The sequence below is a fragment of the Galbibacter sp. PAP.153 genome, from assembly GCF_037029175.1.
In the GTDB taxonomy this organism is placed as follows: domain Bacteria; phylum Bacteroidota; class Bacteroidia; order Flavobacteriales; family Flavobacteriaceae; genus Galbibacter; species Galbibacter pacificus.
The window spans coordinates 60,711-86,247 of record NZ_JAZEUN010000021.1 but is presented as its reverse complement, the minus strand read 5'-3'; the positions used below and the strand labels follow the sequence as shown (position 1 = coordinate 86,247).

Here is a 25,537-nt window from a genome sequence, read left to right as displayed (position 1 = left end):
AAATAACCCTTTTAAAGAAAAAGGCGCATGGATTAAAATTGCTGGTGGAGCATATACAGGATATTGGTTCAGCATGAAAAGAAAAGGACAATACCCCGTAATCTTTGAACTAACTAAAGAATATATTTTCCCTATAAGCGAAGAAATTGAGGAAAAGTATGATTTTAAAAGAAACGAAAACCAGTTAAACCGCTTCGATTACGGACTTCAAGGTCAGTTTCAGTTCGGATATGCTTTCGAGAAGTTCAGCATGTATGCTTCTTATTCATACCTATACGGTTTGTCCGGTTTGCAAAAAAACAATATCAACAACAGGAATATGTACCACACAACTTCCATGTTTACCATAGGAATTTCCCGTAATCTTTAAAACATCATAAAATGAAAAAAAATAATATAAACAAAGCTCTTATTTTAAGGCTATGCCTAATTATATTGACCGTTATTCCCTTTTCATCTTGTACAAGGGACGACGACGAATCTATAACCGAAACAGGCCGTTATTCCAGTGATGCCGTAGAATCTTATGAAGATCTCTTTACAGTATTTTGGAGTGTTATGGACAATGAATACAATTACTTCTATGAAGAAAAGGAACGCTCTGGACTTGATTGGGACAATGTTTATGCGGAATACTTACCTAAGTTTAAGGCATTGAAAACCATGAAAGACCGGGAAAATTATAGCAATGACGAAATATTAAAAGAGGCCAATCTGGAAAGGTCTTATTTTAAAGATATTGTCAACCGTATTTCCGACAAGCATTTTATATTGCAAGTTGATCTTCCTGCAACACGGACAGAAGATAATACAGAATTTTTTTTCGTAGGAAAAGGTAAAGAAAGTCCTTTATATTACAATAAGGTAACAACAATGAATTTTATGCGGGCATCAAAGTTGGACAATCCTTATGTGTATAGAAAGCCCAATACTAACTTTAGGGTTTTGGGTGGAAGGTTATCATCTAACCCAGAAATCTACTACTTTTCTCTTAGTCAATTTAGCATGAACAGTTTTGATATCCATTTACAAGATAAGGATAACTTTTTGTTTAAGGATATTGGGACCGAAGGTATTTTTGACCGTTCGCAAATAGAACAAAACGAATATTTAAACTCCATTGAAAATGATGTATTAAAGCAATATATTATGGATTGGGCCTTTGATATTTATAATAACTGGAATGAAGCACTAACTACAACATTGCAATCGGATGTACTTACCAATGAAATAGAAAAGTTCCAAAATACCGAAGTGGTTACGGATGCTTTATACAATGAGACATGGCGTTTACAAGACATAATAGACCAATTGCCTGCAACTATCATAGAAACCCTTCAATCCCGTTTTAATAACGGCGAGGCTTCCATGCTAGACAGGATGCTTGTAGGTGATGAAAATGCACTCAATTTTGCATATGCCTTTGATGACCAAATCGAGAAAACTAAAATAAGTTATAACTTCGATACCTACTCACATAACATAAACGATATAAATAACGCAGCAGAACTATACAGGTCTTTTTATAACCCATTGCGTAGTGGCGACATTAAAAAGCTTATTATAGATGTTCGCGATAACGGTGGCGGAGATGTTATAGACATGAGGGATTTTGTAGAGCGGTTTGTCAGTAAAGAAGCCTTAGTAGGCTATCAAAGAACAAAAGAAGGCAACGGGCGTTTTAATTATACACCTTGGGTACCTATGTATGTTAAACCACACCCATTTGCAATTCCCAATCCAATTCCAATCGTAGTTTTAGCAGATTATGGAAGCGTAAGCATGGCCGAAATGACCACTATGGCATTGAAAAGCCAAGAAATGGTTAAATTCGTTGGGGATTATACGCATGGAGGTACTGCTGCGCTAGGCCCAGGCGACGAACTTAATGGAGGTGCTTTAAATATTACCGTGGCGAACCGCTTAAAGTTTTACATGCCTCTTATGGCAACCAAAGATGCCTCAGGAAAAGTTATTGAGGGAATTGGAGTAGAACCAGACGTGTATGTAGCACCACCTACCCAAGAAGAAAGACAGGACATGAAAGTCAACGCCAATCACAAAGACAGGGCTATGGAAAAAGCCGTTGAAGAACTCATGAAAATGTAACATGTAAAAAAATTAAGCTATATTATAGCTTATACAAAGACCCTTTTTGTGCTATTTGTCCCATTAATACCACATATAAGGGTCTTTCTTTTTCTAAAAAAAAGAATATTTATCTCCCTCTCTTTTTCATTAAAAAAACATTTTTATCATTTTCTTGTAACATTTTTAGTAGTTGTTACGTATAATAACTTGTACACCCAATTTATTCATTTAAAACAATCAGGAGAGAAAAGAATGAGACAGCTCAAAATAACGAAGCAGGTAACCAATAGGGAAACCGCTTCCCTGGATAAGTATCTTCAAGAAATTGGTAAAGTAGACCTAATTACAGCAGACGAAGAAGTAGAATTGGCACAAAGAATCAAGGCTGGAGACCAAATAGCCTTGGAAAAGCTTACAAAGGCCAATTTACGCTTTGTAGTTTCCGTAGCCAAGCAATACCAAAATCAAGGTTTGACCTTGCCAGATTTAATCAATGAAGGTAACTTAGGCCTAATTAAAGCTGCACAACGTTTTGATGAAACGCGTGGTTTTAAATTTATATCCTATGCAGTATGGTGGATCCGTCAATCTATATTACAGGCGTTGGCAGAACAATCCCGTATTGTACGCTTGCCGTTAAACAAAATTGGATCTATCAATAAGATCAATAAAACCTATGCATTTTTAGAGCAGGCTCACGAACGTGTACCTTCTGCAGAAGAAATTGCAAAAGAACTGGATATGTCTATAAACGACGTAAAGGAATCCATGAAAAACTCCGGTCGCCATGTATCCATGGATGCGCCTTTGGTAGAAGGGGAAGATTCTAACCTATACGACGTATTACGTAGCGGGGAGTCTCCAAACCCCGACAAAGATTTGTTGCACGAATCATTACGGACCGAAATAGAAAGGGCCCTTGAAACATTAACCCCGCGAGAAGCCGATGTTATCCGACTGTATTTTGGTTTAGGCGACCAACATCCTATGACCTTGGAAGAAATTGGAGAAACATTCGACCTTACAAGGGAACGTGTGCGTCAAATTAAGGAAAAAGCAATAAGGAGATTAAAGCACACTTCCAGAAGTAAAATCCTTAAAACCTATTTAGGGTAGTTTTTTACACTTATTTTTTGTACTTTACCATATCTTTACGACAGAAATTACATAAAAATATAGATAGCAACAACAGTTTATCATAACTGTTCGTTTTTTGATTGATGAATAAACTCCGGCTGATTACCGGAGTTTTTCCATTTTAATTGAAGTGAAAAACCTTTCAAAAGCCCTTATTTTACTATGAAACTGGTAGATAAGTTGAAAGGAGCACCACACTCTAAACCACACTTTTTTATGAAAAAAAAGTACAGTACTGGAATATACAATGGAGGCTTTAAGGGAAAATGGTCCGAGCTCACAAAAGCACAACAGAACAAAGCCCTAAAAAAACAATGGTATTTGCGTTGGTCCTACCGGAACCCCGAAACGGGAAAGATGGAAAGACAACAAAATATATATGGCGGTGCAAATGAATATTATACATACAGGGAACGGATGGAGTTCCTAAAAACATTGGAACGTAACTTGACCGAACTTCTCTCGACCGGTTATAATCCGTATAATGATGATATAAAAGACACCTCATCCATACCGTCAGCGTTTACTGCCATTGAAAGTGCAATGGAAATAAAGAAACTTCACATGAAGCACGATAGCTATGTACGATTTAAAAGCGATATAGGTAAATTCAAGCACTATCTCAAACGAAACGGATACGAAAGAAGTATGCTACCTCTATCAATAAAAAGACCGTTACGGGCTTCCTAAATGAAGTATTGCAAGATGTCAGTGCAAGGAGCCGGAACAATTACAGGACATCCATTGGAACCCTTTGGCAATGCATGGAAGATGAAGGTATGATCGAAAAGAACTTTGTCAAGTCAATTCCGATGCTTAAATCAAAACCTCAGCGCAATAAAACCTATTCCGATAAGAAGGCCAAGGAACTGTTTTTATTTATGGACAAAAATTGTCCCAACCTTTCATTGTTCATAAAATTTGTGAGCTATAATTTTTTAAGGCCTATTGAAGTGTGCAGGCTTAAGGTTGGGAATATCGATTTGGATAACCGGGTATTGAATGTTATGGTGAAGCAAGGTCAATTCAAAACCAAAATCATTCCGGACATACTTTTTAATGAGCTGCCAGATATACGTAACAAATCAGGATTTTTATTTACCAGGGATGGATTTATCGGTGATTGGGATATTTCCGAAAATTCAAAACGGGGACATTTCTCACGTCAGTTCAAAAAGGTTAAGGAGCATTTTGGGCTTGGTAAAGACTATGGTATTTATTCTTTCCGGCATTATTTCACTACGAAGCTGTACCGAAAGATAAGAGAGAATAAAACACCTCACGAAGCCAAAAGCGATTTGATGCTTATTACTGGCCATGAATCGATGAAGGCCTTGGAAAAGTATTTAAGATCAATTAACGCAGAGGTGCCAGAGGATTATTCGGATTTATTGAAATAATCCAAATTCCTGTAGTTGCAATAGGATAAATTATATAGAGCTTTTAGGTGTAGTTCCATATTTCAAAACAAACTTTAATTTAAATTCCTTTAGTAATCTTTCAATGGCTAATATATAATAAAAAACTTCTTGATAACTTACTACTATCTCATCTCCTATTTTAAATTTTGATTGAGGGTATTCTTTTTTTGCTTTTTTTGTCATTTTTGAATCATGATGAACTATTAAATTTCTATAAACCGACATTTCTTTTAAAATTATATAATCCTCAGATTTGATTAAAATATTTGTATTAGTTTTTATATACTTTATTCTTCCATAAACACCTCCCCAATGATTATGTAAATCATTTTTTAAAATCTGTCCTTTTATTTCTTTGAGATTATTCAATTCATGTATATTAATTTCATGTATTTTCACATTTTTTGGCTCAAATTTTTTATAGTCATACATAATAACCTCATATATCATTTTATTTAGTATATCTTCAGCTTTGGCTTGCAAAAACACCACAGACATCATAATTAAATATTTTGAAATCATTATTTCTGACTGTTTAATTTCATTTTCAAATTCAGATATTAATTCTTCTATGGTACCGTCATATTTAGCCTTTGTATCAAAATAAAAATCTTCCTGCCGTTCTTTTTTTCGTTTAACAATAATAGAGCCGCTGGTTACTATTTCAACCAAATGATTAGTAACATCAGACTTATAGCTCTTCGATAATTTGGAAAGGGATATTGCTACTTGTGCTTGATTCATTCTTTATTTATATATTTCAAAACTTATAAAAAACCACCTCAATACGAGGTGGTTCAATCGGTATTTTCAATTCTAAGTGAGGTATGAAATCAAGTTCTTAGAAAGAAACCGACAATAATTCTTCTCCAAGTTCATGGATAGCCTTTTCAATTTGTTTTACGCGTTCTTCGGAAGGGTTTGATTTACCTGTTACATACTGGCGCAATAAGGAAGTATTGATGTTTGCTTTTTCAGCAATAGCGCTAATCTTTACCTCTGGGATAAGCCTAAAGAATGATGATAAATCCATTTTATAAACGAACTCGTCCATTTGTTTCACATCATTTAACCAATCTTCCTTTTCCTCTTCGGCAACTTCAAGATAATCCTCAAAAGCTGCTTTTAAATTTTCTTTTAACTCCTCTAACGAGTTTCCATAAGCAGTAACTACTCCGGGAATATTTTGAGTAGTCCCCCAATAAGTGCCGTCGTCTGCTTTTTCGACATACACCTGAATTAACTGTTTCATTTTGACATGATGTTGCTTATAATAGTTTGACACATAAAATACAAGATCATTGAATAATGAAAAGGTGGGGCTTATTTCAGCCCCGCCTGTTTTAGAATTGAATTTACCGTTCCTTTCGGTACATCTTTTTTTGGATGTGGTATTGTTACAATTCCTTTCTTAATTTGATGTTTAAAATGATGATGACTACCTTTTGTTCTCACTAAGTACCATCCATCATCTTCAACCATCTTTATCAATGAACTTGATTTCATACTTCAAATATATAACATTTTTGTTACCTAACAAAATAGTTATGTTTAAATTTTAATAATATTCGACGAAATGCACAATTAATAAAAATAACTACCTTTGAATCATATAATTACACAGTGACACATATAATTTAGAAAAACGCCGTTCTTTTTGGGCGGTGTTTTTTATATTTTAATGTATAAGTCTCTCAGGTTTTTCCCTAATTCCTTGATTATATGCACAGATTGAGATTCTAGTATTTTAAATAGTTTAGATGCTCTTTCAAAATCAGTTTCTTTAGTATACATAGTATATTGAAATATAAAATCCTCAATTTGTGATCTAACAAATTGTGATGAAATTCTTTGAGTTTTTATTAATATTTTTCTTTTAAGCTCAACTTCATTACTAGATGTGTTTTCATCTAATCCTTCCTTACCCCACTGACCTTTTTTTTTATATACCATAAGATCATACATATAGATTTTACTAATACATCTCATAAACTCATCAATAAGTTCTTGCATCTCAATAAAATTATTTATTTGAAATTCTTTGAACTTATCCTTTTTAATATTATACTCCTCTTTATTTAGTAGTTTTACTTCATGTTTATTATTTAAAAATGTTATCACAATGGTTGCTGTGGTACCTAGAATAACACCAATAAACCCCCAAATTGCTTCGCTCATAATCGTTGTTTATTTAATTAAAAAGCCACCCTGAAAAGGTGGATCCATACTAAATTTACTCATTTTTTTAAAAATATTATGTGAAGTATGGATTGGTAAAGTACAATTTAATACTATTCCTTAAAAGAGGAAAATCACCCCAATCTTTATCCCCTAATTCATCGTCAAGACCAGAAGACTTTATAAAGTTCACGAATGCCTGCAGATGTTTTGTAGCCTTCCCTAATAAACACGTTTCAAATGAATACCAATCAAACTGATTACCGGAGTTTTTTGTTTTATTTAACTTTTGTATTTGTAATTGAATTCCTACCTTTGAATATCATTACATACTAGTAGTAGGTATTAGTTTAGGGAAAAAAGGCCGTTCATACTATTGAACGGCCTTTTTGTTTGTTATTGGGGGAGTACGAAAAAATAGTCAAGATTTCTTTTCAATCATTATATTTTGCAAAAAAAGAATTTATAGCCATATAATATTGCTTCTGCGCCTCCATATTAAGGTTATGAGCTGCATTTGGTATAATTATCAATTCTTTTTTGGCCACCGGAACTGACTTTAAAGCTTCATAAATCATTTTGGCTTGCCCTATTCCAATTGCATAATCGTATTGCCCTTGCACCACAAGTACAGGTTTTGATATTTTTGAAATGTCATCAAGTATATTTAAATGGTTGTAGGTCGGTGAATTTCGAAAAACCCGGTTTACATATTCAAATTTTTCCATAGCCTCATTAAATTCTTCTTTTGTATAATGAGCCTTTGAGTAGTATAAGGAATCCTTTCCCAGTTCAATAGCTCTTTTTCTTGCCTCCAGATTTGCCCAATATGCATCAAACCCTAATTCTTTCGGGAAAGTATGCTTAATCAGGTTCATATCGTTATAAAACTGATCCAATTCACTATTTTCTACCGCAACCAATTTGCTATAAATTTCTTTGTATCGTTTTTTGGCCGTACTATCTTGTGAAGTGTTCATTAAATCTTCAACTATTTTCTTTTCGTGCTCAATGATTGCCATAATTGGGTACACACCATCGGCCTTACCACTTACACATGCAAATGAATTAATTTTATCTTGATGCTTTATTAAATATAGTAATCCTAGCGTCCCTCCCCAGGAAGAGCCTAAAAGGTTAACTTTTTTATTCATAAATTTACTTTTCAAAGTATCCACAACCACATCGACATCCTTTACAAATTGATCCATGGTAAACATTGTGGAGTCAGGTTCTTTATCAGATTTGCCACCACCCCGCTGGTCTAAATATGCCATTAAATATTTATGCTCCAGATATTCTTTATTATGCTCGTGGTCAAAACCCGAAAAAGCCCCGGGACCTCCATGTAAATTGAGTATTAAAGGGCCGTCTACATTACCCACAAGCCGCACATAAAGTCGCGAACCCTCTACGGGAATATAAAATTCTTCATCTATATTACTTTTTTTATTACATGAAAAACATAAAAGCAACAATATCACGAAAAGCCCCTGTCTTATAAAAAAATAAACTTTATTATCCATAGTATCAACAAATTAACAATAACTTCAAAAGTAACAAACCAAACATAAAAACAAGGGTGGTAAAAATACAGTATACAAGGGGGGAATAGGCCATTTCTTTAAAATAGTAAACAGTTATTATACTAAAATCGATTTCCGAACCCTATTTCGGCAATCTTAATTTGTACCATGTACAACTATAAAATATATTTCCAGTATTTTTGTATGGAACCAAAACTGGTAAATTATACAATTCATGAAAATGAACAAGAAACTAATTGCTCCTTCCTTATTGGCAGCCGATTTTGCCAATTTACAACGTGATATTGAAATGGTTAACAACAGCGAGGCCGACTGGTTTCATCTTGATGTAATGGACGGTTTGTTTGTTCCTAATATTTCTTTTGGAATGCCTGTTATAAAAGTTATTGCAAAACATACAAAAAAACCGCTAGACACACATTTAATGATTGTCGACCCGGATAGGTATATTAAGGATTTTGCCAATTTGGGAGTAAACAGTCTCACGGTCCACTATGAAGCCTGTACGCATTTACACAGAACCTTGCAAGCCATAAAAATTGAGGGCATGAAAGCGGGCGTGGCACTAAATCCACACACCAGTGTATCTGTTTTGGAAGAGGTAATAAACGATATCGACCTAGTGCTTATTATGAGCGTGAACCCCGGATTTGGCGGGCAATCATTTATAGAAAACACCTATAAAAAAATAAAACAGCTTAAAGAGCTTATCATTACGCATAATGCAACTACTGTTATTGAAGTAGATGGTGGCGTGAACAACGATAATGCAAAAAAACTAATTGAAGCCGGAGCCGATGTCCTGGTAGCTGGTAGCTTTATTTTTGGAAGTAAAGAACCTACAAAAACAATTACCGACCTAAAAAACAGCATAGCTTAATGATTTACAAGGATTTGATTATAATTGGCGGAGGCCCTATTGGAATTGCATGCGGATTAGAAGCCAAAAAAAAAGATATCGATTATTTAATAATAGAAAAAGGAACCATAGTAAACTCGCTGTTTAACTACCCCATGAACATGCAGTTTTTTTCTTCTTCAGAAAAATTAGAAATAGACAATATTCCCTTTATTAGCAAGGAGGCCAAACCAAAACGAAATGAGGCTCTTGAATATTACCGAAGAATTGTAACCTCAAACGACCTTTGTATCAATCTTTTTGAAAAAGTTGTTTCAACAGAAAAAAAAGAAAACGGTTCTTTTGTGGTAACAACCGAAAAAGAGATATATTCCTGCAAATATGTAATTGTTTCCACGGGCTTTTACGATATGCCGAATACAATGGACATTAAGGGAGAAAACCTGCCAAAAGTGGCCCATTATTACAAAGACCCGCATTTTTATTCCATGCAGAAATTGGCCGTTATAGGTGCCAGTAATTCTGCTGTTGATGCTGCTTTGGAATGTTACCGAAAAGGTGCCGATGTTACCATGATTGTTCGCGGTCCGGAAATTGGAAGACGGGTAAAATATTGGGTAAAACCAGATATTGAAAACCGCATAGCCGAAGGAAGTATACGGGCATTTTTTAACACCACTTTAAAAGAAGTGAAAGAAGATAGCCTAGTCCTTGATACGCCTGAAGGGGGAAAAACAATTAAAAACGACTTTGTCCTTGCGCTTACCGGCTATAAACCAAATTTCGGCTTTCTTGAAAAAATAGGCGTAAAACTCTCGGACGATGGGAAGTTTTATCCGCAGTACAACGAAAATACCATGGAAACAAATCAATCAAACCTTTATCTGGCCGGTGTTATTTGCGGTGGCATGGACACCCATTTGTGGTTTATAGAAAACTCAAGGGTTCATGCTAAAATAATCCTTGAAAGTATTGCCAAAAAAGAGAAAAACAAGTAGCTATATAATATGTCAAGCAACATTGCTGATATCCACGACCTCGAAATTCATCATTTGTTTTATAATGCCGAATAGTTCGGGCGCTTGTTCTTGAAACTGCAAAGGAGATTCTATAAAATGCTCCAGACAAACCGCAAAAAACTCAAATTTATTAGTATACGCATACTTCCGTAAGTAATTTGTTTCGGAAAGTTTATTTATATATGTTTCTGTATGAAGTAAAGCATCTATTTTTTTAATACCGTTGAAAAACAATACCGAACTGGAATCGCTATAGTGCAAAGAACCAAAATATATGGCATGGGCAAATTCATGGACCCCTAAGTTAATATTGGACTTGTTATGCTGAAAGCCCGCCAAAAAATCGCTCCAGGAAAACACTATTGTTTTTAACAGCGGATTGAATTCCCCCAAATGATATTTTCGGTTGATTGATGAAAAATAAGGGCTTGGATAAATAATAATTTTGTTAACCGATTCAATAAGGTAATTGCGCATACCAAAAGACAGCATTACCGCAACAGAAGCAATCAATACTTTGGCATCTCGGGTAACTTCAAAACCATCGAGCCCTATAAACTGCTTATCGTTAATAAACATCAGGACACGGTGCTTAAAAATACGCTTTTTGTATGCCCCGAGCTTATTGTAAAAAGAAGAATACTTGGCTATTATCCTAATATCGTCGGTATTTAAATTTTTTAAATACAAATGATCGTGCACAATCATTGGCTTGCCATAAATTTTAGAATACGCAATGTCTGTAAGGTTAAACCCCCAGTACGTAAAAAGTAGTACAACCGGCAATCCTAAAAGTAGTGGCACAATCATACCTTGAAAATACTACTTTTTTTAAACAAAAGAAAAAATACTTGCCCAACTTATTTATTATCAACACCATATACCAAGAAATCTTCTTAAAGCATTTTTAATAATTCTTCCTGTAAGGTTGCTTTATTAACGGCTTTTCCTTATATTATAATAAATGGAAAAGATAACAAAATACCCAAAAAAGGAAATACCGTTGGCCATAAGGAAAGAGGTTCTAAAAGCGCTGGAATATTTTCCAGAATTAAATGGGGTTTCTATTAAATTTAGGTTTAAAGACAAGCTACAACGTTCTTTTATGCAGGCACAGCCAGATTTTAAATCATTGTGGAAACCTAAGGGCAAGAGGTCTTATTATATTTTTATAAGCAATCACTTTAATATTGAAGGGGAAAAATTTAGTATTAATAATGTTCCCGAAGATGTTGTTATAGGTTGGATAGGCCACGAGCTTGGGCATATTGTAGATTACCTTCATAGGAGCAGCTTAAATTTGTTTTTCTTCGGAATAAAGTACGTTTTCATAGGAAAACATATCCGTACTGCCGAAAAAACTGCCGACATGTATGCTGTAAGTCACGGCATGGGAGATTATATCATGAAGACCAAAAATTTTATACTCAACCATACCAGCCTGTCCGAAAAGTATAAGGCCCGCATTAAGAGATTGTACCTTTCTCCAGAAGATATTATGGAGTTAACCAAGGACATTAAAACCTGATTTCTACAATAGGTTAGCCTTTTTTACCTACAAATTCTTCCCACTCCTTAAATTTATCCTTGTCCATAACGCGTTCCATTTTTACTTGACCGCCCTTCTTTTTATTGTGTTCGTTCCAGTCATGGAAGACCGCTGGTGGCACAGCTACCAATTTTACACCCTTTAAAGCTTTAGACCTGGCAACTTTGTAATTTTTATTGGCTTTTTTCAATGCTTCGTCAAGGGCCTTGGCTATTTTTTCTTCATCTATATTGGGAGTTGGGGTGCCAATGTACCATTTGTGGTAAAACTCCCCGTTGAGCTTAATGGCAGCAATGGTAAATTCTGGGATTTCGGTATTAAATTCTTTTTCTATTTTTTGAATGGCATCATTCATTTTATTAACCGAAAGCTGCGACCCCACGACATTTAAAAAAAACTTGGTACGCCCGGTAATACTAATTTCCGCCCGGGAAACATTGGTAAACTTTATAGTGTCGCCTATTAAATAGCGCCATGCCCCGGAAACGCTGGAAAGAATCAAAATGTACTCTACGCCTTCCTCTACTTCACTTATAGTAAGGGACGGAGCATTTGCAACTATCGAGCCATCTGGATGTATATATTCGGGCTTAAAGGGCACAAACTCAAAGTAAATACCGTTATCCAGCACCAGTTTCATTGCATTGGTATTGGGCCGGTCTTGATAGGCCAAAAAGCCTTCGGAAGCCAAATACGTATCTATTATGGTAATAGGATGCTTCAATAAGGCATTAAAACTCTTTTTGTATGGCCCAAAAGCGACCCCTCCAGAGGCATAAACCTGTAAATTTGGCCAAATGTCATGAATATCCTCCACTTTATTATGGGCTATAACTTTTTTAAGCATTAATTCCATCCAGGAAGGAATTCCGCTTAAAGCCCCAATATCCCAATTGGGAGCTTCTTCAGCAATTTTTTGCACGCGCTCGTCCCAATTGTCTATTTTAGAGATTTCTTCGCCAGGCTTGTAATATCCACGAAACCAAAATGGAATGTTACTTGCACTTATACCGCTTATCTCTCCTTCTAAATGCCCATTTTTATGGACCAGATTTGTAGAACTGCCCAACATCATTATGGTTTTCTCAAAAAATTCGGCAGGAAGGTCAAAATTGGCTAATGAAGCCACTTGTTTGATTCCCGTTTTTTTTATGGCTTCCAGCATTTCATTGGTTATTGGGATCCGTTTACTTGTTTTTCCCGTCGTACCGGAACTCAAAGCATAATATTCCGGGTTTCCGGGCCAACTAACATCTTTTTTGCCTTCGTGCAAATGTTTCCAGTATTGTTCTTGCATTTGGTTATAATCAAAAAAAGGGGTGTTTCTGGCAAAGGCCTGCTCGGGATTTTCATGTTTTAAAATTTCAGCAAATCCATAATCCATTCCAAAGCGGGTATTTTTGGCAGTATCGAGCAGTTTCATTAAAACGTTGTGTTGTGCATCAACTGGGTTTTCTTCGGTTGTTACCGTATCGGCTAACTCAATGATTCCTTTTATAATCGATCCTATTATGGCCATTCTTTTTCTTTCAAATTAATTCTTTCATCATAAAAAACTATTAATAAAAAGATAAAATATAATATTATATAACTGTTGACCTTTAATAGTGATAAGGGAAAAGTGGTTAGTGAGATAGTTGATTATTAATTGATAATTGGATAATTGATAAATGATAACATTGCTGCTAAAACAGCTATTTATTGTGCTTCAATACTAATTGAACGTGCTCCAATACTTTTTGAACATGCTCCAACGCTAATTGAATGTGCTCCAATGCTAATTGAACATGCTCCAACGCTTTTTGAATGTGTTCCAATGCTATTTATATCTATCCTTATTTCTATAGGCTTTATATGGTGACATGTATTATATACTGATTTATGAAGAGTTTACTTTAACAAGCTCTTGCAAGGTCTTTTTTTTGACCTTGTAGGTCTGTATTTCGGTTTTAAAATACCTACAAGGTTTTGAGAACCTTGCAGGATTAGGTAGGCTTAGGAGGGATGATGACTTTTTTATGCCGAACTTCTATTCGTGTGTGCTTCCATATTGTTTGTGGGTACCTTTATTATTTTTATGTATGTGTATGTCATTTTTTTTAATGCATGCCCTATATCTGTGTTTGGGCATGGGTGATAATAAACGAAAAAAAGCTGCTTGAAATGTTTCAAACAGCTTTTTTATAATTGGGTATGTTGTTATAGATGTTTACTTGATCATCTCGTAACTGCGCTTTACAAAATTGGTAAGCTCCTCGCCTTTAAGCAGCCCTTGAGACAGGCGTGCCAAGTCTAGGGATTGCTTTATTAAGCGCTCTTGTTTGGCTTTTGTTTTGGTGTTTACTATCTGGTTTACCAATTCGTGGTTTGTGTTTACGACCAGGTTGTACATTTCGGGCATGTTGCCCATGCCGAACATACCGCCACCGGTTGCGCTCATCTCTTTCATGCGGCGCATAAACTCGGGCTGGGTTATGGTAAACGGAGATGCATTGCTGTCTAGTGCCTCTAGTTGGACGGTGAACTTTTCTTTTGGGATTACCTCGTCTAAAGTGGTTTTTAATGTTTCTTTTTCTTCTTCGGAGAGTTTTGAGATTTTCTCGTCGTCTTTTTTGATGAGGTTGTCTATGGAATCGGCATCTACGCGGGCAAACGAAATGTTTTCTTTGGAGGTCTCCAACTTTTGAAGCAGGTGCGATACAATGGGGGAGTCCAGCAATAATACTTCGTAGCCGCGTTCTTTTGCTTCGTTTATATAGGTGTGCTGTGCGTCTTTGTCGCTTGCATATAGTATAACGAGCTTGTTGTCTTTGTCGGTCTGCCCGTCTTTTATTTTTTCCTGTAATTCTTCAAAAGTGTAATAAGCACCGTCTACGGTAGGGTAAAGGGTGAATTTGTCTGCTTTTTCAAAGAATTTGTCTTCAGAAAGCATTCCGTATTCAATAACAATTTTAATGTCGTTCCACTTTTTCTCGAAGTCTTCACGGTTTTCGTTGAAGATGGATTTAAGCTTATCGGCTACTTTTCTGGTAATGTAGCTGGAGATTTTCTTTACGTTCCCGTCTGCCTGTAAATAAGAACGCGATACGTTTAACGGGATGTCGGGGGAGTCTATAACTCCTTTTAGCATGGTAAGGAATTCGGGTACTATACCTTCTACGTTATCGGTAACGAATACTTGGTTTTGGTATAGTTGAATCCTGTCTTTTTGCATGCTCATATCGTTTGATAACTTGGGGAAATATAAAATTCCCGTTAAGTTAAACGGATAGTCTACGTTAAGGTGGATATGGAACAGGGGCTCTTCGAACTGCATGGGGTAGAGCTCTCTGTAGAAGTTTTTGTAATCTTCTTCTTTTAAATCGGCCGGTTGTTTTGTCCATGCCGGATCTGGGTTGTTGATGATGTTGTCTACCGTGGTTTTTTCTTCTTTGGCATCGTCTCCTTCACCTGTAGTTTTTGTTTCTTCTTTGGTGCCAAACTTGATGGGGATTGGCATGAACTTGTTGTACTTGGTCAAGAGCTGGGTTATTTTGGCATCATCTAAAAATTCTTCGGAATCTTTGTTGATGTGCAAGATAATCTCTGTGCCGCGCTCTTTTTTATCGGCTTGTTCTAATGAATATTTAGGCGAACCGTCGCAGGACCAATGGCTGGCGGGCTCGTCTTTGTATGATTTTGTAATGATCTCGACGGTATTGGCCACCATAAAGGCAGAGTAGAACCCTAGCCCGAAATGGCCTATAATGCCGCTGTCTTTGGCCGAGTCTTTGTATTTTTCCAGGAATTCTTCGGCACCCGAAAAGGCTACTTCGTTGATGTATTTTTGAACTTCATCGGCAGTCATCCCGATACCGTGGTCGATAATATGAAGTTTTTTCCCTTCTTTGTCTACTTTTACTTCTATTACGGGGTTTCCGTATTCAACGCCTGGAGCTTCACCAATATTTGTTAGGTGTTTTAATTTAAGTGTGGCGTCGGTAGCATTGGATATAAGTTCCCTTAAAAAGATTTCGTGGTCGCTGTACAAAAACTTTTTTATGAGCGGGAAAATATTTTCAACAGATACATTAATGTTTCCGGTAGTCATATCTCTGGTATTTTTATTTTAAATTGTTTAAAAGGGAGGTTTCAAAAAAAATACCAATCAGGATTCTGTGACAAGATGACAGCAATGGTTAAGGGCAGTATACTGTTTGTTTGATGTTAATTTAATATTAATTATGTTTAAGAAATTAGAATTTTATTTAAACATTTGCTATATTGTATATTATTAGTAGGGGGAAGTGCTATGAAAAAGATATATATTATACCCTTATAGGTAATTAGTTTATTTATTGGTTAGGTTGTTTAAAAAAAGCGCATAATGTATGAACACTATGCGCTTTTTGATTTTTTAGAAGTGCATGAGCACAAAACCGACATCGATGGCAAAGTAAGAATAGGCATCTATGTCTTTGGTGTTGAACGTCTGGAAATACCGTGCGCCAAGTTTAATACCCGTGAAGGAATTTAGGTTGAATATTACGCCGGCTTCTGGCTTGATGGTGAAGAACCATGTGTTTATGGTAGAATTGAATAGGCCGAGGTCTATTTCGCGGTAATTGTAAACGGTACCCAAACCGATTCCAAAATAGGGCTTGAACTGGTTGTTTGCGGTATAGATATAATCGGCGGTAATGGTTATGGGCATGCTTGTGTTGTACCGGGTCTGGATACCGCTAATGGAGGCCGTGCCCTCTGTGTATGTTTGGTAGGAGCGTTCTTCGTAAAAATTGTTCATGCCAAATTCTCCACCAACATATATATTGGGTGTAATGGCCCTTTTGTAGTCTATGGAAAATCCTAGGGGGCTTACTTTTGAGATAAAGTCGCTTAGGTTGCCCACAGGGATACCGATGCTGTAATTAAAGCTGGTAATAGATTCCATTTGAAGTTCTTGCGCTTTGGCGCTATAGGTGGCTATGCACAATGCAATTATGGCAATTAACTTTTTCATATCGGTTTTTTATTTGCTTAAATATGGAGATTGTATAAATGCTTGGTCAACAGTGTTCTTGAGCCTGTCGTTAATGGAGCTGGTGCTTCCTTCGAGGAGGCCGTTAATGGCCGATGTCCATACTACCGGGATATTGTCGTTAACGCCAATACCGGCGGGATAGGTCATTTGCAGTACAAGGGTGCCGGAGCGGTATGCGCTTACCACGGGTGGGTAGTAGCCCGGGTACCACCAGCCCCAATCTGGGTAAAAACCTGGATACCACCAGCCCCAGTAGCCCCAATCGTAATAATAATACAGGTTGGTTGTTTGCATGGCGGCTGCCAGGATAATTACATCGGGATCTGCATCTTTGTCTACTTGTTGCCAGCCTCTGTTGTCCATATTTGCCACGATGTTGTCCAGGATTACATCGGCATAAATGGGGTCTATGAAATCTGGGGAAATAAGTTCGTCGTCAAAATCGATATCGTCTACCTCTATAATACTGTCTGGAACGGCATAGGTGAGTTGTTCGTCGAAATTAAAAGAGTCGTCGTAGTTGGTATAAACCACGTCCAGTTCGTCTACATAATCCGGCCCGTCTTGGTCGCAGCCAGTTATGAGCAAACATGCCAATAGCCAATAGCATGTGTGAAATAAATTGATCTTTTTCATGTGTGTATTTAATTTTTAATGGTTGATACTAAACTATATGCTGGTTATTTATAATTTTTTACCAAGTACAAGGCCTATGGAGAAGGTATCGTAATATTCTTTGTTATTGTATGAAAGGCTTACGGAAAGTTCGGTAGCGTTTTTTTCCAAAATAACATATTCGGTTGCCAAATGGAGAATGGGGAGGGTTTCGTTTTTATCTATATCCAGCCCGCCACCGGCAATTAGGGTCCATTTTGGCAATACTTCGTACACGGCTGCGAGGGAGAGGGATAGTGCGTTTTCCCGCTTTAGGTCTATGTCTTCATCGTCGCGTTCTACTTCGTATTTTACAATTTCAACATCGTTATAGGTGCCAATTGCCCATTTTTCGGAGAACCAATACTCGTATGAAAAGCCAATGGATGGAACAAAAATGGTTTCTTTTTCCCCGGTGTTTTCATTTCTTCCCTGTGGAACCCAGCTATAGCCGGTAAAGATTGCCGGTTTATGGTGTTTAAAGGTTTCGGTTTCATTGCTGTTTTGTTCGCCTGCCGTATTTGCTGCCTCTTGTGCTAGGACAGAAAAAGAGAGGAACAAGAATATAAACAGGGGGAAGCGTTTTAAAGGGATTGCTTTTTGTTTTTTCATGTGTATAAAAATTATAAGTGCCTGCTGTTTTTATAATTCCCAACCAAACGTTGTTTGGAAAATGTAATCCACTTTTGCCGCATCTTCTACGGGTTTGCTGTCGAAGTTATGCGTTAAGCCCACTTTTATAAAAAAGTCTAAAGGGAGGTCGTATTTAAGGTCCAGACTAAAATCGGTTCTTATCCTGCCGCTTTCGGTTAAGCTCGGGTATGCGGTTATGTTTGAAAAGAGGCTGATATCATCGAAGTCGAACATGTTTATTTCGAGCCCTAGATATGCTTCCAAGCTGTTTCTGTTTTGTTCTTCGGCGTCGGTAAAGCGCTCGTTGTTCCATGCAAGTCCCGAATTGGCCGAAAAATAGACCCTGTTGGAATGAATAATGTATTTACCGAGACCGCCTTTAATGGTGGACCTGAGTTTAAGTTTTTGGTCTTCGTTTGATAGGAAATCTCCTGAGAGCATGACAAACCAATCGTTCTTTAAAAAATACTTGGCGCCAATATTGGCATCGGTACGTTGGGTTTCGTCTACATCTTCCTGGCTGCTCCTTACCGAGTTGTAGCTCCCGTTAAAGCCCCACTTGTCTGCAATATAGCCAATATTACTCCGGACGGTAAACTGACTTAGGCTGTTGCTTTTTGTAAAGTTGTACCCGACCGATACAGAGGCGCTCAACCTGGAAAAAAAAGTGGTTTTTACGGCCTTGACATATACAATGTCTTCAATTTTAACGGTGGTTATCTTATCTAGGTTTTTAACATCTACCACCCCTGTGTCTTTTGGTTTGGTGTGCAGGTCGCTATTTAACCTTAGCCCATCTTTAAGCGTTAATAAATAATATTGGTCGCTATCTATTTTTTTTATGTGTGTCCATTTTATGGTAAAATCGCTGTCGCTGTAATCGGTTTCCATGGTGAGGACACCGTTTTTCATTTCTTTTATTTCCCCAATAAATTTATCGCCATTATCCATAACGATGGTATCGTTTTGAGCCATGGCATTTTGAAAAAAAATACAGGTGAATAGCAGGAATAATAAAGTGGGGTTGGTTTTGTAAAACATTCTGTACAAATTGTTGATTAGACAAATTATAGGCTTGTATATAATACTATTTAAAAACCTAATTTTTGTAGAGAATGGGGAAGTAAAAATCCTTATTTATTATAAAGATAGTTATTTTTTAAAACAGAAAAAGTGGTTATGAAGAAAAATTTCCATAACCACTTTTTATAAAAGTTATCTATATTTTAGCTATTTGGCCAAAATACCATCGTCTTGCAATTTACCAATAATGGCTTCTGTATAGCCTTTTGTAAAGTTATCTATATCGGTCGGATTGTATGTTTTGGATTGTGCAGACCATATAAGTTCTTCGCTACTGGCATCGTAAATGTTTGTCTCTAAATAGTATACCTTGTCTGTGGTATAGTAACCGGGATCGTAACCAAAACCATATACAGAGTTGTAGTAACCATAGAAATTGCCGTAGTAGCCATAGCCCAGCGGGCTGTACATGGCATAATTGGTGGTTCCTGGCACATACCTGGATTCGGTTTCTTCGTCCCGGAGGGTTACCGTAAGTATTGCCTCGCTCCCCGAGTCTTTAATGCCTTTTAATAATATTTCTTTTGAAGGCTTGTTGTCTTTGGTAAAAGTACCGGGAAATACATCGTGACTTTTTGTAGGTTTAATGCCCCTTTCCTGCATTTGAAATGCCAATTCGTCTTCAATAACAGTTTTAGCGGGTACATTGCTGGTAATGGCTGCAATAAAGACACTTTTATATTTTTTTGTTGCAAAAGCTTCTTTGTTGGCCCATGAAGCTGTGATTTTGGTGGTAGTTCCGCATGCATAGATTAAGCATAATACTATTAGCGAAGCAATAATTCTCTTATTCATAATGTAAAGATTTTAATACTAAAATAAGGTTTTTTTTTAAATAAACTGTTTTGGTGGAGGTTATAATATTATGGTTTTAAAGGCTTTCTTTTTATTTTAAAAGTAATTATAAGTGTGGTGAAAGCCAAGATTATCCAAAATATGTCTATAAAAAACGACTGGAATTGATTGTTTGCATATGTTTTCCATAGCCAGTTTCCTGTTGTTATACCGTTGGCAATTGGAATAAGCAGTCCAAGGATACTTCCTGAAAGAAGGCAATATTTATTAGTGAAATAATTGCTCTTTTTTATGAAGAAAAATACCGAAAGCAACAACCAGCCAATGAAATAGAACTTGTAAATAAAAGATTGCCCGACCGGATGAAATACTTTAACGGCAATGAAGGCAAGTGCCGTTATTGGGTACATGCTTAAACATATAGACAAATAAATATTTACCAGGATTTTATTAAAGCGCCGCTTTTTTTCGGGAACATTTTTTTTATCTCTGGCAACCAACCATATTAATACCCCCGAGATAATAACAAAACAGGAGATGAGCCCCAAAACAAAGCTTATTAAGCGTAATGTAAGTCCGCCGTAATCGCCATAATGAAGCTTGTACATTGCATTTTTTACACCGTCTAGATAGGATGTTTTGGTAATTGGGTTCTTTTTGGAAAGAATTTCGCCAGAAATGGCATTGTAAATAACTTTTCCGGTTCCTGTAAATTTTATGTCCTTTTCCAGTTCGCCTTCAACGGCAACCTGCATATTACTGTCGGCATAATTATATATATGGATGTGGGAAACCTCAAAACCGTTCCATTCTTTCTTGGTTTTGTCTACAAAGGTTTCAACAGATGGCACTGTTTCTATTTTTTGATAAGAGAGAGCAACCGGTTTGTCAAAATATTCCAGGTCTTCGTATAACTTTTGTTGGTTTCCGTTATATAAAAACATAACATTTGGTGCGGCCATGAGTAAGCTCAGCATAAAAAAAGCACCAGTTACGGCATATACAAACTGAAAAGGAAGCCCTATTGTGCCCAAGGCCGTGTGGGCATCGGTCCATATGGTTTTAAACTTTGCCTTTGGGCGGAAAGTGTAAAAGTTTGAGATAATTTTATCCCAATGAATAAGTACTCCGGTAATAATGGCAAAGAGGAAAAAGAAGGCCACAAACCCCGAAAGGTAATACCCGAAAGGATACTTTATTTGTGCAAAGAAATGCAAACGGTATAGAAATTCGCCAAGCGTATACGATTGGACGTATGTATAGGTATTGTATGTTTGCGTATCCAGGTAAAAAAAGGTTCCTGCTTTATCTTCTTTGGTCGCCAAAGAATCTTTTGAAGCACTTAAGTTTACACTTACCCTTCTTTCGTTATAGTGTTTGGCTATTTCAATATCCCTTCCGTATAAATTGTAATTGTTTTTTAATGAATCAAAAACAGTGTCCAGATTTACGGTAATGCCGTTCTCGGTAAGTGCAATTTCTTCGTTTTTTTGCCAATTGGCAATCTCGTCCCTGAAAAAAGCAAACGACCCGGCAAAGAAAATAACAAACAAGGCCGCACTGATAATAATACCGCTTATGGTATGTAAATTAAAAAAGATATTATAAGAGCGTTGGTTCATTTATGGTTGGATAATGGGGTTGTACATATTGCCAAAATAAAAAATAACATAAAAAAGAAAGGCAAGTGCTAAATAAATTGCCCAGATTTTCCATCCGCTTTTGGCTAGAAAGGCTACAATCATTAAAGTGGCCCATAAAATAAACCCCGAATAGGTAAGGGTTATAATTACGTTAACATGATATAGCCAGGTAGCCAATGCCAAATGCAATGTAATGGTAACTATATACCCACCTATAAAGCCGGCGGTTATCTTGGCAATTCTTTGCCATGGAGATTGTGTTAAATACTTTTTATTGGCGGGCATGTGCTAAATTAAAAAGTTTTCTATAAAAACGATGCATATAAGGGTAGTGGCAATGGCCTTGTAATTAAATACCCGTAGCGGGGAGACTAAAACTATTAAGCTGCCCAAGGTCATTAAAATAATAAACCAATAAAAAATACCCGAAGCAAAACCTTTATGGAGTATGGCAACGCCCAAGGCAATTGTTATTAATAAAAGCCCCGTTGCTTTTAACGGACTGTATTTTTCTTGCAACCAAAGATCGAACTTTGACTGATTGAGAACGGCTCTTTTTGAACTGCTATATAGGGCGTAAAACCCCATAAACATTAGTAAAATTGTTGTTGCTACCATTTTTGTAATTAAATTTGGTTATTCGTTTTTTTAAACGCATACAACTCTGATGTGTTAAGTCAGAGTTGCAATGCAGTTATATTATGTATGCCTACTCAGGAATACAATATGTGGCACAATGCCATATAAATTCATAATCTTCACCATTATAAGTGCCGGGAACTTCTTCTTTGTAGGTTGTTTCTACAATGTATTTTGTGTCCCAGGGCTGTTTAAACGAGATATAGCCTTCTTCATCTGTATGCAATGTTTTGGACCATAGATCGGTAACGTATATTTGTACTTCATTTTTTGCCAAAGGCTCGTTTTTGTACAAAACCTGTAGCTTAACCTCATTGTTGTCTGTAGCAATACGCTTTACGGTAATCCCTGTATCATTTTGGGTAGCCGTGTTGTTCTTGTTATCAACATTTATATTGGCAACCGAGTGGTAATGGGTTTTAAAAATTCCAAAATCATATTGCGTATAATCAATTACGTCAATCTCGTTATTGTTTAAAAGCACGGTGTACGTTCCTTTTTCTTTTGGCGTGAAAAGTGCCTTGTAGTGGTCTTTTTCTGCCGAAGTTTCCAAAAGTTGTTTTTCTCCTGAAGGAGACACGACCCATAATGAAAATTTATTGACTTTTGAAAAAGCTTCGCCTTCCACTTCTTCAATAACCCCATAGGTGTATTCCCCAAAATGTACTTTTATTTCCTGTTCTTTACCAATTTCTCCTTGAGCATTGGTTTCTATCCATAAATAATGGGCAAATGTGCTCGCCGAGGATAACAATAATACCGTTAATGCAATAATTTTTTTCATGTGTTTTTTATTTAGGTTACTAAAATCTGTATGATACTGTTAATCTTCCGTTGATTCCTGGTTCACTTTGCCAGTATACATAACCAGGATAAGCAGCACCGGAATAAAGGTATTCGTCTAAAATATTGTTAATGTTTAAATTTACTCTAAAATGGTCGTTTGCCCATGATAAACCTCCGTCCATACGGAAATAATTAGGTAATACGGCCTCGTTTTCTGCCCCCCATGACCAAGTAGAACGATCTGCTTGATACTGGTAGCCTAAAGAAACGCCAAAACCGTGCAAAGCTGTACCCGGAAGGAATGAATAGTTTACCCAACCGTTGGTCATATGCTTGGCATGACCAGCAATTTTATTACCTACATTTTCTGGTGTATATGGATCTTCGGTAACTTCAACATTTGTATTTGCATAGTTTAACACCACATTTATGGCTTCTGTAATTTGTCCTTGCATATCGAATTCCAATCCTTTTGATTGTACTTCGCCTACTTGGGCTTGATATGGTATGGAAGGATTGTCGGTGTCTATTGCGCTCACTAAATAGTTTTCTTTTGTTATTTGGTAAGCGGTTAGCCCGGTACTTAACTTTCCGTTAAACCATTGCTTTTTTATTCCTCCTTCAATATCGGTTGCTACTTCAGGGTCAAAGGGAATATCTGTACCTTCTATATTATTTCCTGATTGAGGTTTAAACGATTGATCGAATAATCCATAAACAGTAAAGTCGGGAAGAATGCTAAAATTGACACCTATTCTTGGAGTTACCTTAGAATCTTGGCTTCCTTGTCCGTATGCAAAAATTGAAGCATCATTGTATCGGGCGGCCAATGTTAAACGTAATCGGTCGTTCCACATCCAAACTTCATCTTGCAAATAGAAAGCATTGTATTTATTCCCTTGGTAATTGGCTGCACCACGTACTTTAACAGGCTGACTTCTGTCAAATTCAGGATATACGGCATTACCATAAATGGGGTTGTAAACATTAAACGGATTGCCTTCAGTATCAATACTTCCGTTTTGTCCCCAATCGGCCCAATATTGAATGTATCGGTAATCAAAACCGCCCATTACTTTGTGTTTTATAGCTCCGGTATTGAATTCGCCATTTACATATATTTGTCCGAGTTCGTTGGTACTAACGGCGTCCCAAATGCTTAACCCGCGGTAAAAATCACCCCCGGGAAGGGCAGCATTGGGCCAGGTAGAAGAACCTTCTACCGTATAATCCATGTACATATATTGACCTTGTACAGACCATTTATCGTTAAAATTATGAGTTGCGTTTACCAAAATGCTTAATTCTTCGATATCGGATTTAGGGAAATCTTCGTCCAGAAAACTAAAATCGCGGTCCAAACTGCCAAAACCATCTTCAACAGGGGCAAATACATAAGCAGCACCTGTAATTTGATTAGATTCTTGATAGGTAAACTCTGTAGTAATAGAAGTCTTATCTGAAATTTCATATTTTAAAGAAGGAACAAAGCTAAAACGGTTACTTTCTTCATACTCACGGAAGGAGTCTGCATTCTGGTACATCCCATTTAAACGGTATTGTAATTTTCCATCGGGGGTTAAAGCGCCACCAGAATCGAAAGTTGCACGATAGCTATTAAAGCTTCCGGCTGTAAGTGAAATTTCGTTAACGCTATGCTTGGTGGGCTTTTTTGTTACCACGTTATAAAAGCCGCCTGGTTCACCGGCCGATAACATAAACCCGGCAGGGCCTTTAACAAATTCTATATTTTGAACCATCGACATGTCTTCTGATAATGGTCCCCATGGCAATTCTACATTCATTCCGTTTCTGAAGGCAGGTAATTTAAAACCACGCATATTGATGCGGGCAAAAGTTCCCCAATGTTCAATCATTTGTGCACCACTGACATTTCGAGTAACATTTTCCATCATGCTTACCAAATTCTGACTTTTAATAAGTTGATTGCTGATGATTTGAATGTTTTGTGGCAAGTCTAATACTTCTGTTTTTAACCGAAGTGACGACGAAGGGTTCTTTACAAGATAATCGGCATGACCATTACCATTTACAACTACTTCATCTAAAGATTCAGTAGCTTCTTCAATATTTAATATTCCTAATTGTGTTGCTTCGTTTGCTTTTACAGATACTCTGGTTTCAAGTTTATTGTAACCAATGCTAGTTACTACGAGTGTATAATTGCCGGGTTTTACTCCTTGAATATTGAAAAACCCATTTTCGTCGGCTTGTGTTCCTTTAGATGTTTTTTTGAGCATAACAGTTGCCATAGGAACAGAAGAACCATCTTCTGAAACTACTTTTCCTAAAATGCTTCCTTGTTGTGCCGAGACACTCCATCCTATAATGCAGAGTAGTATTAATAAAATCCTTTTCATCAGTTTATATTTATTTTTTATTGGTCAGATAGAATGCTCCGTTAATCATATCGGCGGGTTTGCAATTTGTTAATGGACATTTCATATCAATTTTTAAGTTGT

General features: G+C 36.6%; 26 protein-coding genes and 1 pseudogene. 8 read left to right on the top strand and 19 right to left on the bottom strand.

The window, feature by feature from the left end:
• From UXI14_RS14045 to UXI14_RS14025, 5 genes and pseudogenes are all read left to right on the top strand, one after another.
• Nucleotides 1–370, top strand: a pseudogene (locus tag UXI14_RS14045) (PorT family protein); the annotation flags it as partial.
• Nucleotides 371–381: 11 nt separating this feature from the next.
• Nucleotides 382–2,109 (top strand): S41 family peptidase, encoded by a 1,728-nt coding sequence (locus tag UXI14_RS14040; protein ID WP_335966683.1) that lies wholly within the window; start codon nt 382–384, stop codon nt 2,107–2,109.
• A 234-nt stretch (nt 2,110–2,343) separates the two neighbouring features.
• Nucleotides 2,344–3,207, top strand: a complete 864-nt coding sequence (locus tag UXI14_RS14035) for a sigma-70 family RNA polymerase sigma factor (protein ID WP_178951504.1) — start codon at nt 2,344–2,346, stop codon at nt 3,205–3,207.
• 237 nt (nt 3,208–3,444) lie between these two features.
• Complete coding sequence (locus tag UXI14_RS14030) at nt 3,445–3,918, top strand: hypothetical protein (protein WP_335966682.1); 474 nt, start codon at nt 3,445–3,447, stop codon at nt 3,916–3,918.
• An 8-nt stretch (nt 3,919–3,926) separates the two neighbouring features.
• Nucleotides 3,927–4,628, top strand: coding sequence for a site-specific integrase (locus UXI14_RS14025; RefSeq protein WP_335966681.1), 702 nt, complete (start codon nt 3,927–3,929; stop codon nt 4,626–4,628).
• Nucleotides 4,629–4,658: 30 nt separating this feature from the next.
• Here UXI14_RS14025 and UXI14_RS14020 read toward each other — a convergent pair whose 3' ends face one another.
• The 5 genes from UXI14_RS14020 to UXI14_RS14000 form a co-directional block, all read right to left on the bottom strand.
• On the bottom strand, nt 4,659–5,393 hold the full coding sequence (locus UXI14_RS14020; RefSeq protein ID WP_335966680.1) for a hypothetical protein: 735 nt from the start codon (nt 5,391–5,393) through the stop codon (nt 4,659–4,661).
• A 97-nt stretch (nt 5,394–5,490) separates the two neighbouring features.
• The gene (locus tag UXI14_RS14015) at nt 5,491–5,901 is read right to left on the bottom strand and encodes a type II toxin-antitoxin system HicB family antitoxin (RefSeq protein ID WP_335966679.1); all 411 of its coding nucleotides are present in this window, start codon (nt 5,899–5,901) and stop codon (nt 5,491–5,493) included.
• A gap of 71 nt (nt 5,902–5,972) precedes the next feature.
• On the bottom strand, nt 5,973–6,155 hold the full coding sequence (locus UXI14_RS14010; RefSeq protein WP_335966678.1) for a type II toxin-antitoxin system HicA family toxin: 183 nt from the start codon (nt 6,153–6,155) through the stop codon (nt 5,973–5,975).
• A 165-nt stretch (nt 6,156–6,320) separates the two neighbouring features.
• Complete coding sequence (locus UXI14_RS14005; RefSeq protein WP_335966677.1) at nt 6,321–6,827, bottom strand: hypothetical protein; 507 nt, start codon at nt 6,825–6,827, stop codon at nt 6,321–6,323.
• A gap of 434 nt (nt 6,828–7,261) precedes the next feature.
• Nucleotides 7,262–8,353, bottom strand: coding sequence for an alpha/beta hydrolase (locus UXI14_RS14000; protein ID WP_335966676.1), 1,092 nt, complete (start codon nt 8,351–8,353; stop codon nt 7,262–7,264).
• Between the two features lie 241 nt (nt 8,354–8,594).
• On the opposite strand from UXI14_RS14000, the gene rpe reads away from it, so the two are divergent.
• Both rpe and UXI14_RS13990 read left to right on the top strand, forming a co-directional pair.
• Complete coding sequence (gene rpe, locus UXI14_RS13995; RefSeq protein WP_335966675.1) at nt 8,595–9,254, top strand: ribulose-phosphate 3-epimerase; 660 nt, start codon at nt 8,595–8,597, stop codon at nt 9,252–9,254.
• Complete coding sequence (locus UXI14_RS13990; RefSeq protein WP_335966674.1) at nt 9,254–10,231, top strand: YpdA family putative bacillithiol disulfide reductase; 978 nt, start codon at nt 9,254–9,256, stop codon at nt 10,229–10,231. The genes rpe and UXI14_RS13990 overlap by 1 nt, the downstream gene beginning before the upstream one ends.
• Before the next feature lie 12 nt (nt 10,232–10,243).
• On the opposite strand, the gene UXI14_RS13985 is transcribed toward UXI14_RS13990, so the two are convergent.
• Nucleotides 10,244–11,062 carry a zinc-dependent peptidase gene (locus UXI14_RS13985; RefSeq protein ID WP_335966673.1) on the bottom strand — a complete coding sequence of 273 codons (819 nt, stop codon included), beginning with the start codon at nt 11,060–11,062 and terminating at the stop codon, nt 10,244–10,246.
• Nucleotides 11,063–11,216: 154 nt separating this feature from the next.
• On the opposite strand from UXI14_RS13985, the gene UXI14_RS13980 reads away from it, so the two are divergent.
• Nucleotides 11,217–11,780: a hypothetical protein gene (locus tag UXI14_RS13980; protein ID WP_335966671.1), complete on the top strand. Its 564-nt coding sequence runs from the start codon at nt 11,217–11,219 to the stop codon at nt 11,778–11,780.
• 13 nt (nt 11,781–11,793) lie between these two features.
• Here UXI14_RS13980 and UXI14_RS13975 read toward each other — a convergent pair whose 3' ends face one another.
• The 13 genes from UXI14_RS13975 to UXI14_RS13915 all read right to left on the bottom strand — a co-directional run bounded on the left by UXI14_RS13975 (nt 11,794) and on the right by UXI14_RS13915 (nt 25,435).
• Nucleotides 11,794–13,320 carry a GH3 auxin-responsive promoter family protein gene (locus tag UXI14_RS13975; protein WP_335966670.1) on the bottom strand — a complete coding sequence of 509 codons (1,527 nt, stop codon included), beginning with the start codon at nt 13,318–13,320 and terminating at the stop codon, nt 11,794–11,796.
• A gap of 175 nt (nt 13,321–13,495) precedes the next feature.
• On the bottom strand, nt 13,496–13,618 hold the full coding sequence (locus tag UXI14_RS13970) for a hypothetical protein (RefSeq protein ID WP_335966669.1): 123 nt from the start codon (nt 13,616–13,618) through the stop codon (nt 13,496–13,498).
• A 392-nt stretch (nt 13,619–14,010) separates the two neighbouring features.
• On the bottom strand, nt 14,011–15,891 hold the full coding sequence (gene htpG / locus UXI14_RS13965) for a molecular chaperone HtpG (protein WP_335966668.1): 1,881 nt from the start codon (nt 15,889–15,891) through the stop codon (nt 14,011–14,013).
• Between the two features lie 306 nt (nt 15,892–16,197).
• Complete coding sequence (locus UXI14_RS13960; RefSeq protein ID WP_335966667.1) at nt 16,198–16,800, bottom strand: OmpW family outer membrane protein; 603 nt, start codon at nt 16,798–16,800, stop codon at nt 16,198–16,200.
• A 9-nt stretch (nt 16,801–16,809) separates the two neighbouring features.
• Nucleotides 16,810–17,457, bottom strand: coding sequence for a DUF4136 domain-containing protein (locus UXI14_RS13955; RefSeq protein ID WP_335966666.1), 648 nt, complete (start codon nt 17,455–17,457; stop codon nt 16,810–16,812).
• Nucleotides 17,458–17,505: 48 nt separating this feature from the next.
• A complete protein-coding gene (locus tag UXI14_RS13950) occupies nt 17,506–18,087 on the bottom strand; it encodes a hypothetical protein (RefSeq protein WP_277901008.1) in 582 nt (193 codons plus the stop codon).
• Between the two features lie 30 nt (nt 18,088–18,117).
• The gene (locus UXI14_RS13945) at nt 18,118–19,149 is read right to left on the bottom strand and encodes a DUF481 domain-containing protein (protein ID WP_335966665.1); all 1,032 of its coding nucleotides are present in this window, start codon (nt 19,147–19,149) and stop codon (nt 18,118–18,120) included.
• A gap of 189 nt (nt 19,150–19,338) precedes the next feature.
• Complete coding sequence (locus tag UXI14_RS13940; RefSeq protein WP_335966664.1) at nt 19,339–19,986, bottom strand: hypothetical protein; 648 nt, start codon at nt 19,984–19,986, stop codon at nt 19,339–19,341.
• 68 nt (nt 19,987–20,054) lie between these two features.
• Nucleotides 20,055–21,608 (bottom strand): PepSY-associated TM helix domain-containing protein, encoded by a 1,554-nt coding sequence (locus UXI14_RS13935; protein WP_335966663.1) that lies wholly within the window; start codon nt 21,606–21,608, stop codon nt 20,055–20,057.
• The gene (locus UXI14_RS13930) at nt 21,609–21,914 is read right to left on the bottom strand and encodes a hypothetical protein (RefSeq protein ID WP_335966662.1); all 306 of its coding nucleotides are present in this window, start codon (nt 21,912–21,914) and stop codon (nt 21,609–21,611) included.
• Nucleotides 21,915–21,917: 3 nt separating this feature from the next.
• Nucleotides 21,918–22,247, bottom strand: a complete 330-nt coding sequence (locus UXI14_RS13925; RefSeq protein WP_335966661.1) for a hypothetical protein — start codon at nt 22,245–22,247, stop codon at nt 21,918–21,920.
• 91 nt (nt 22,248–22,338) lie between these two features.
• The gene (locus UXI14_RS13920; RefSeq protein ID WP_335966660.1) at nt 22,339–23,052 is read right to left on the bottom strand and encodes a DUF4198 domain-containing protein; all 714 of its coding nucleotides are present in this window, start codon (nt 23,050–23,052) and stop codon (nt 22,339–22,341) included.
• A gap of 19 nt (nt 23,053–23,071) precedes the next feature.
• Complete coding sequence (locus UXI14_RS13915) at nt 23,072–25,435, bottom strand: TonB-dependent receptor (RefSeq protein WP_335966659.1); 2,364 nt, start codon at nt 25,433–25,435, stop codon at nt 23,072–23,074.
• Nucleotides 25,436–25,537: the final 102 nt, after the last annotated feature.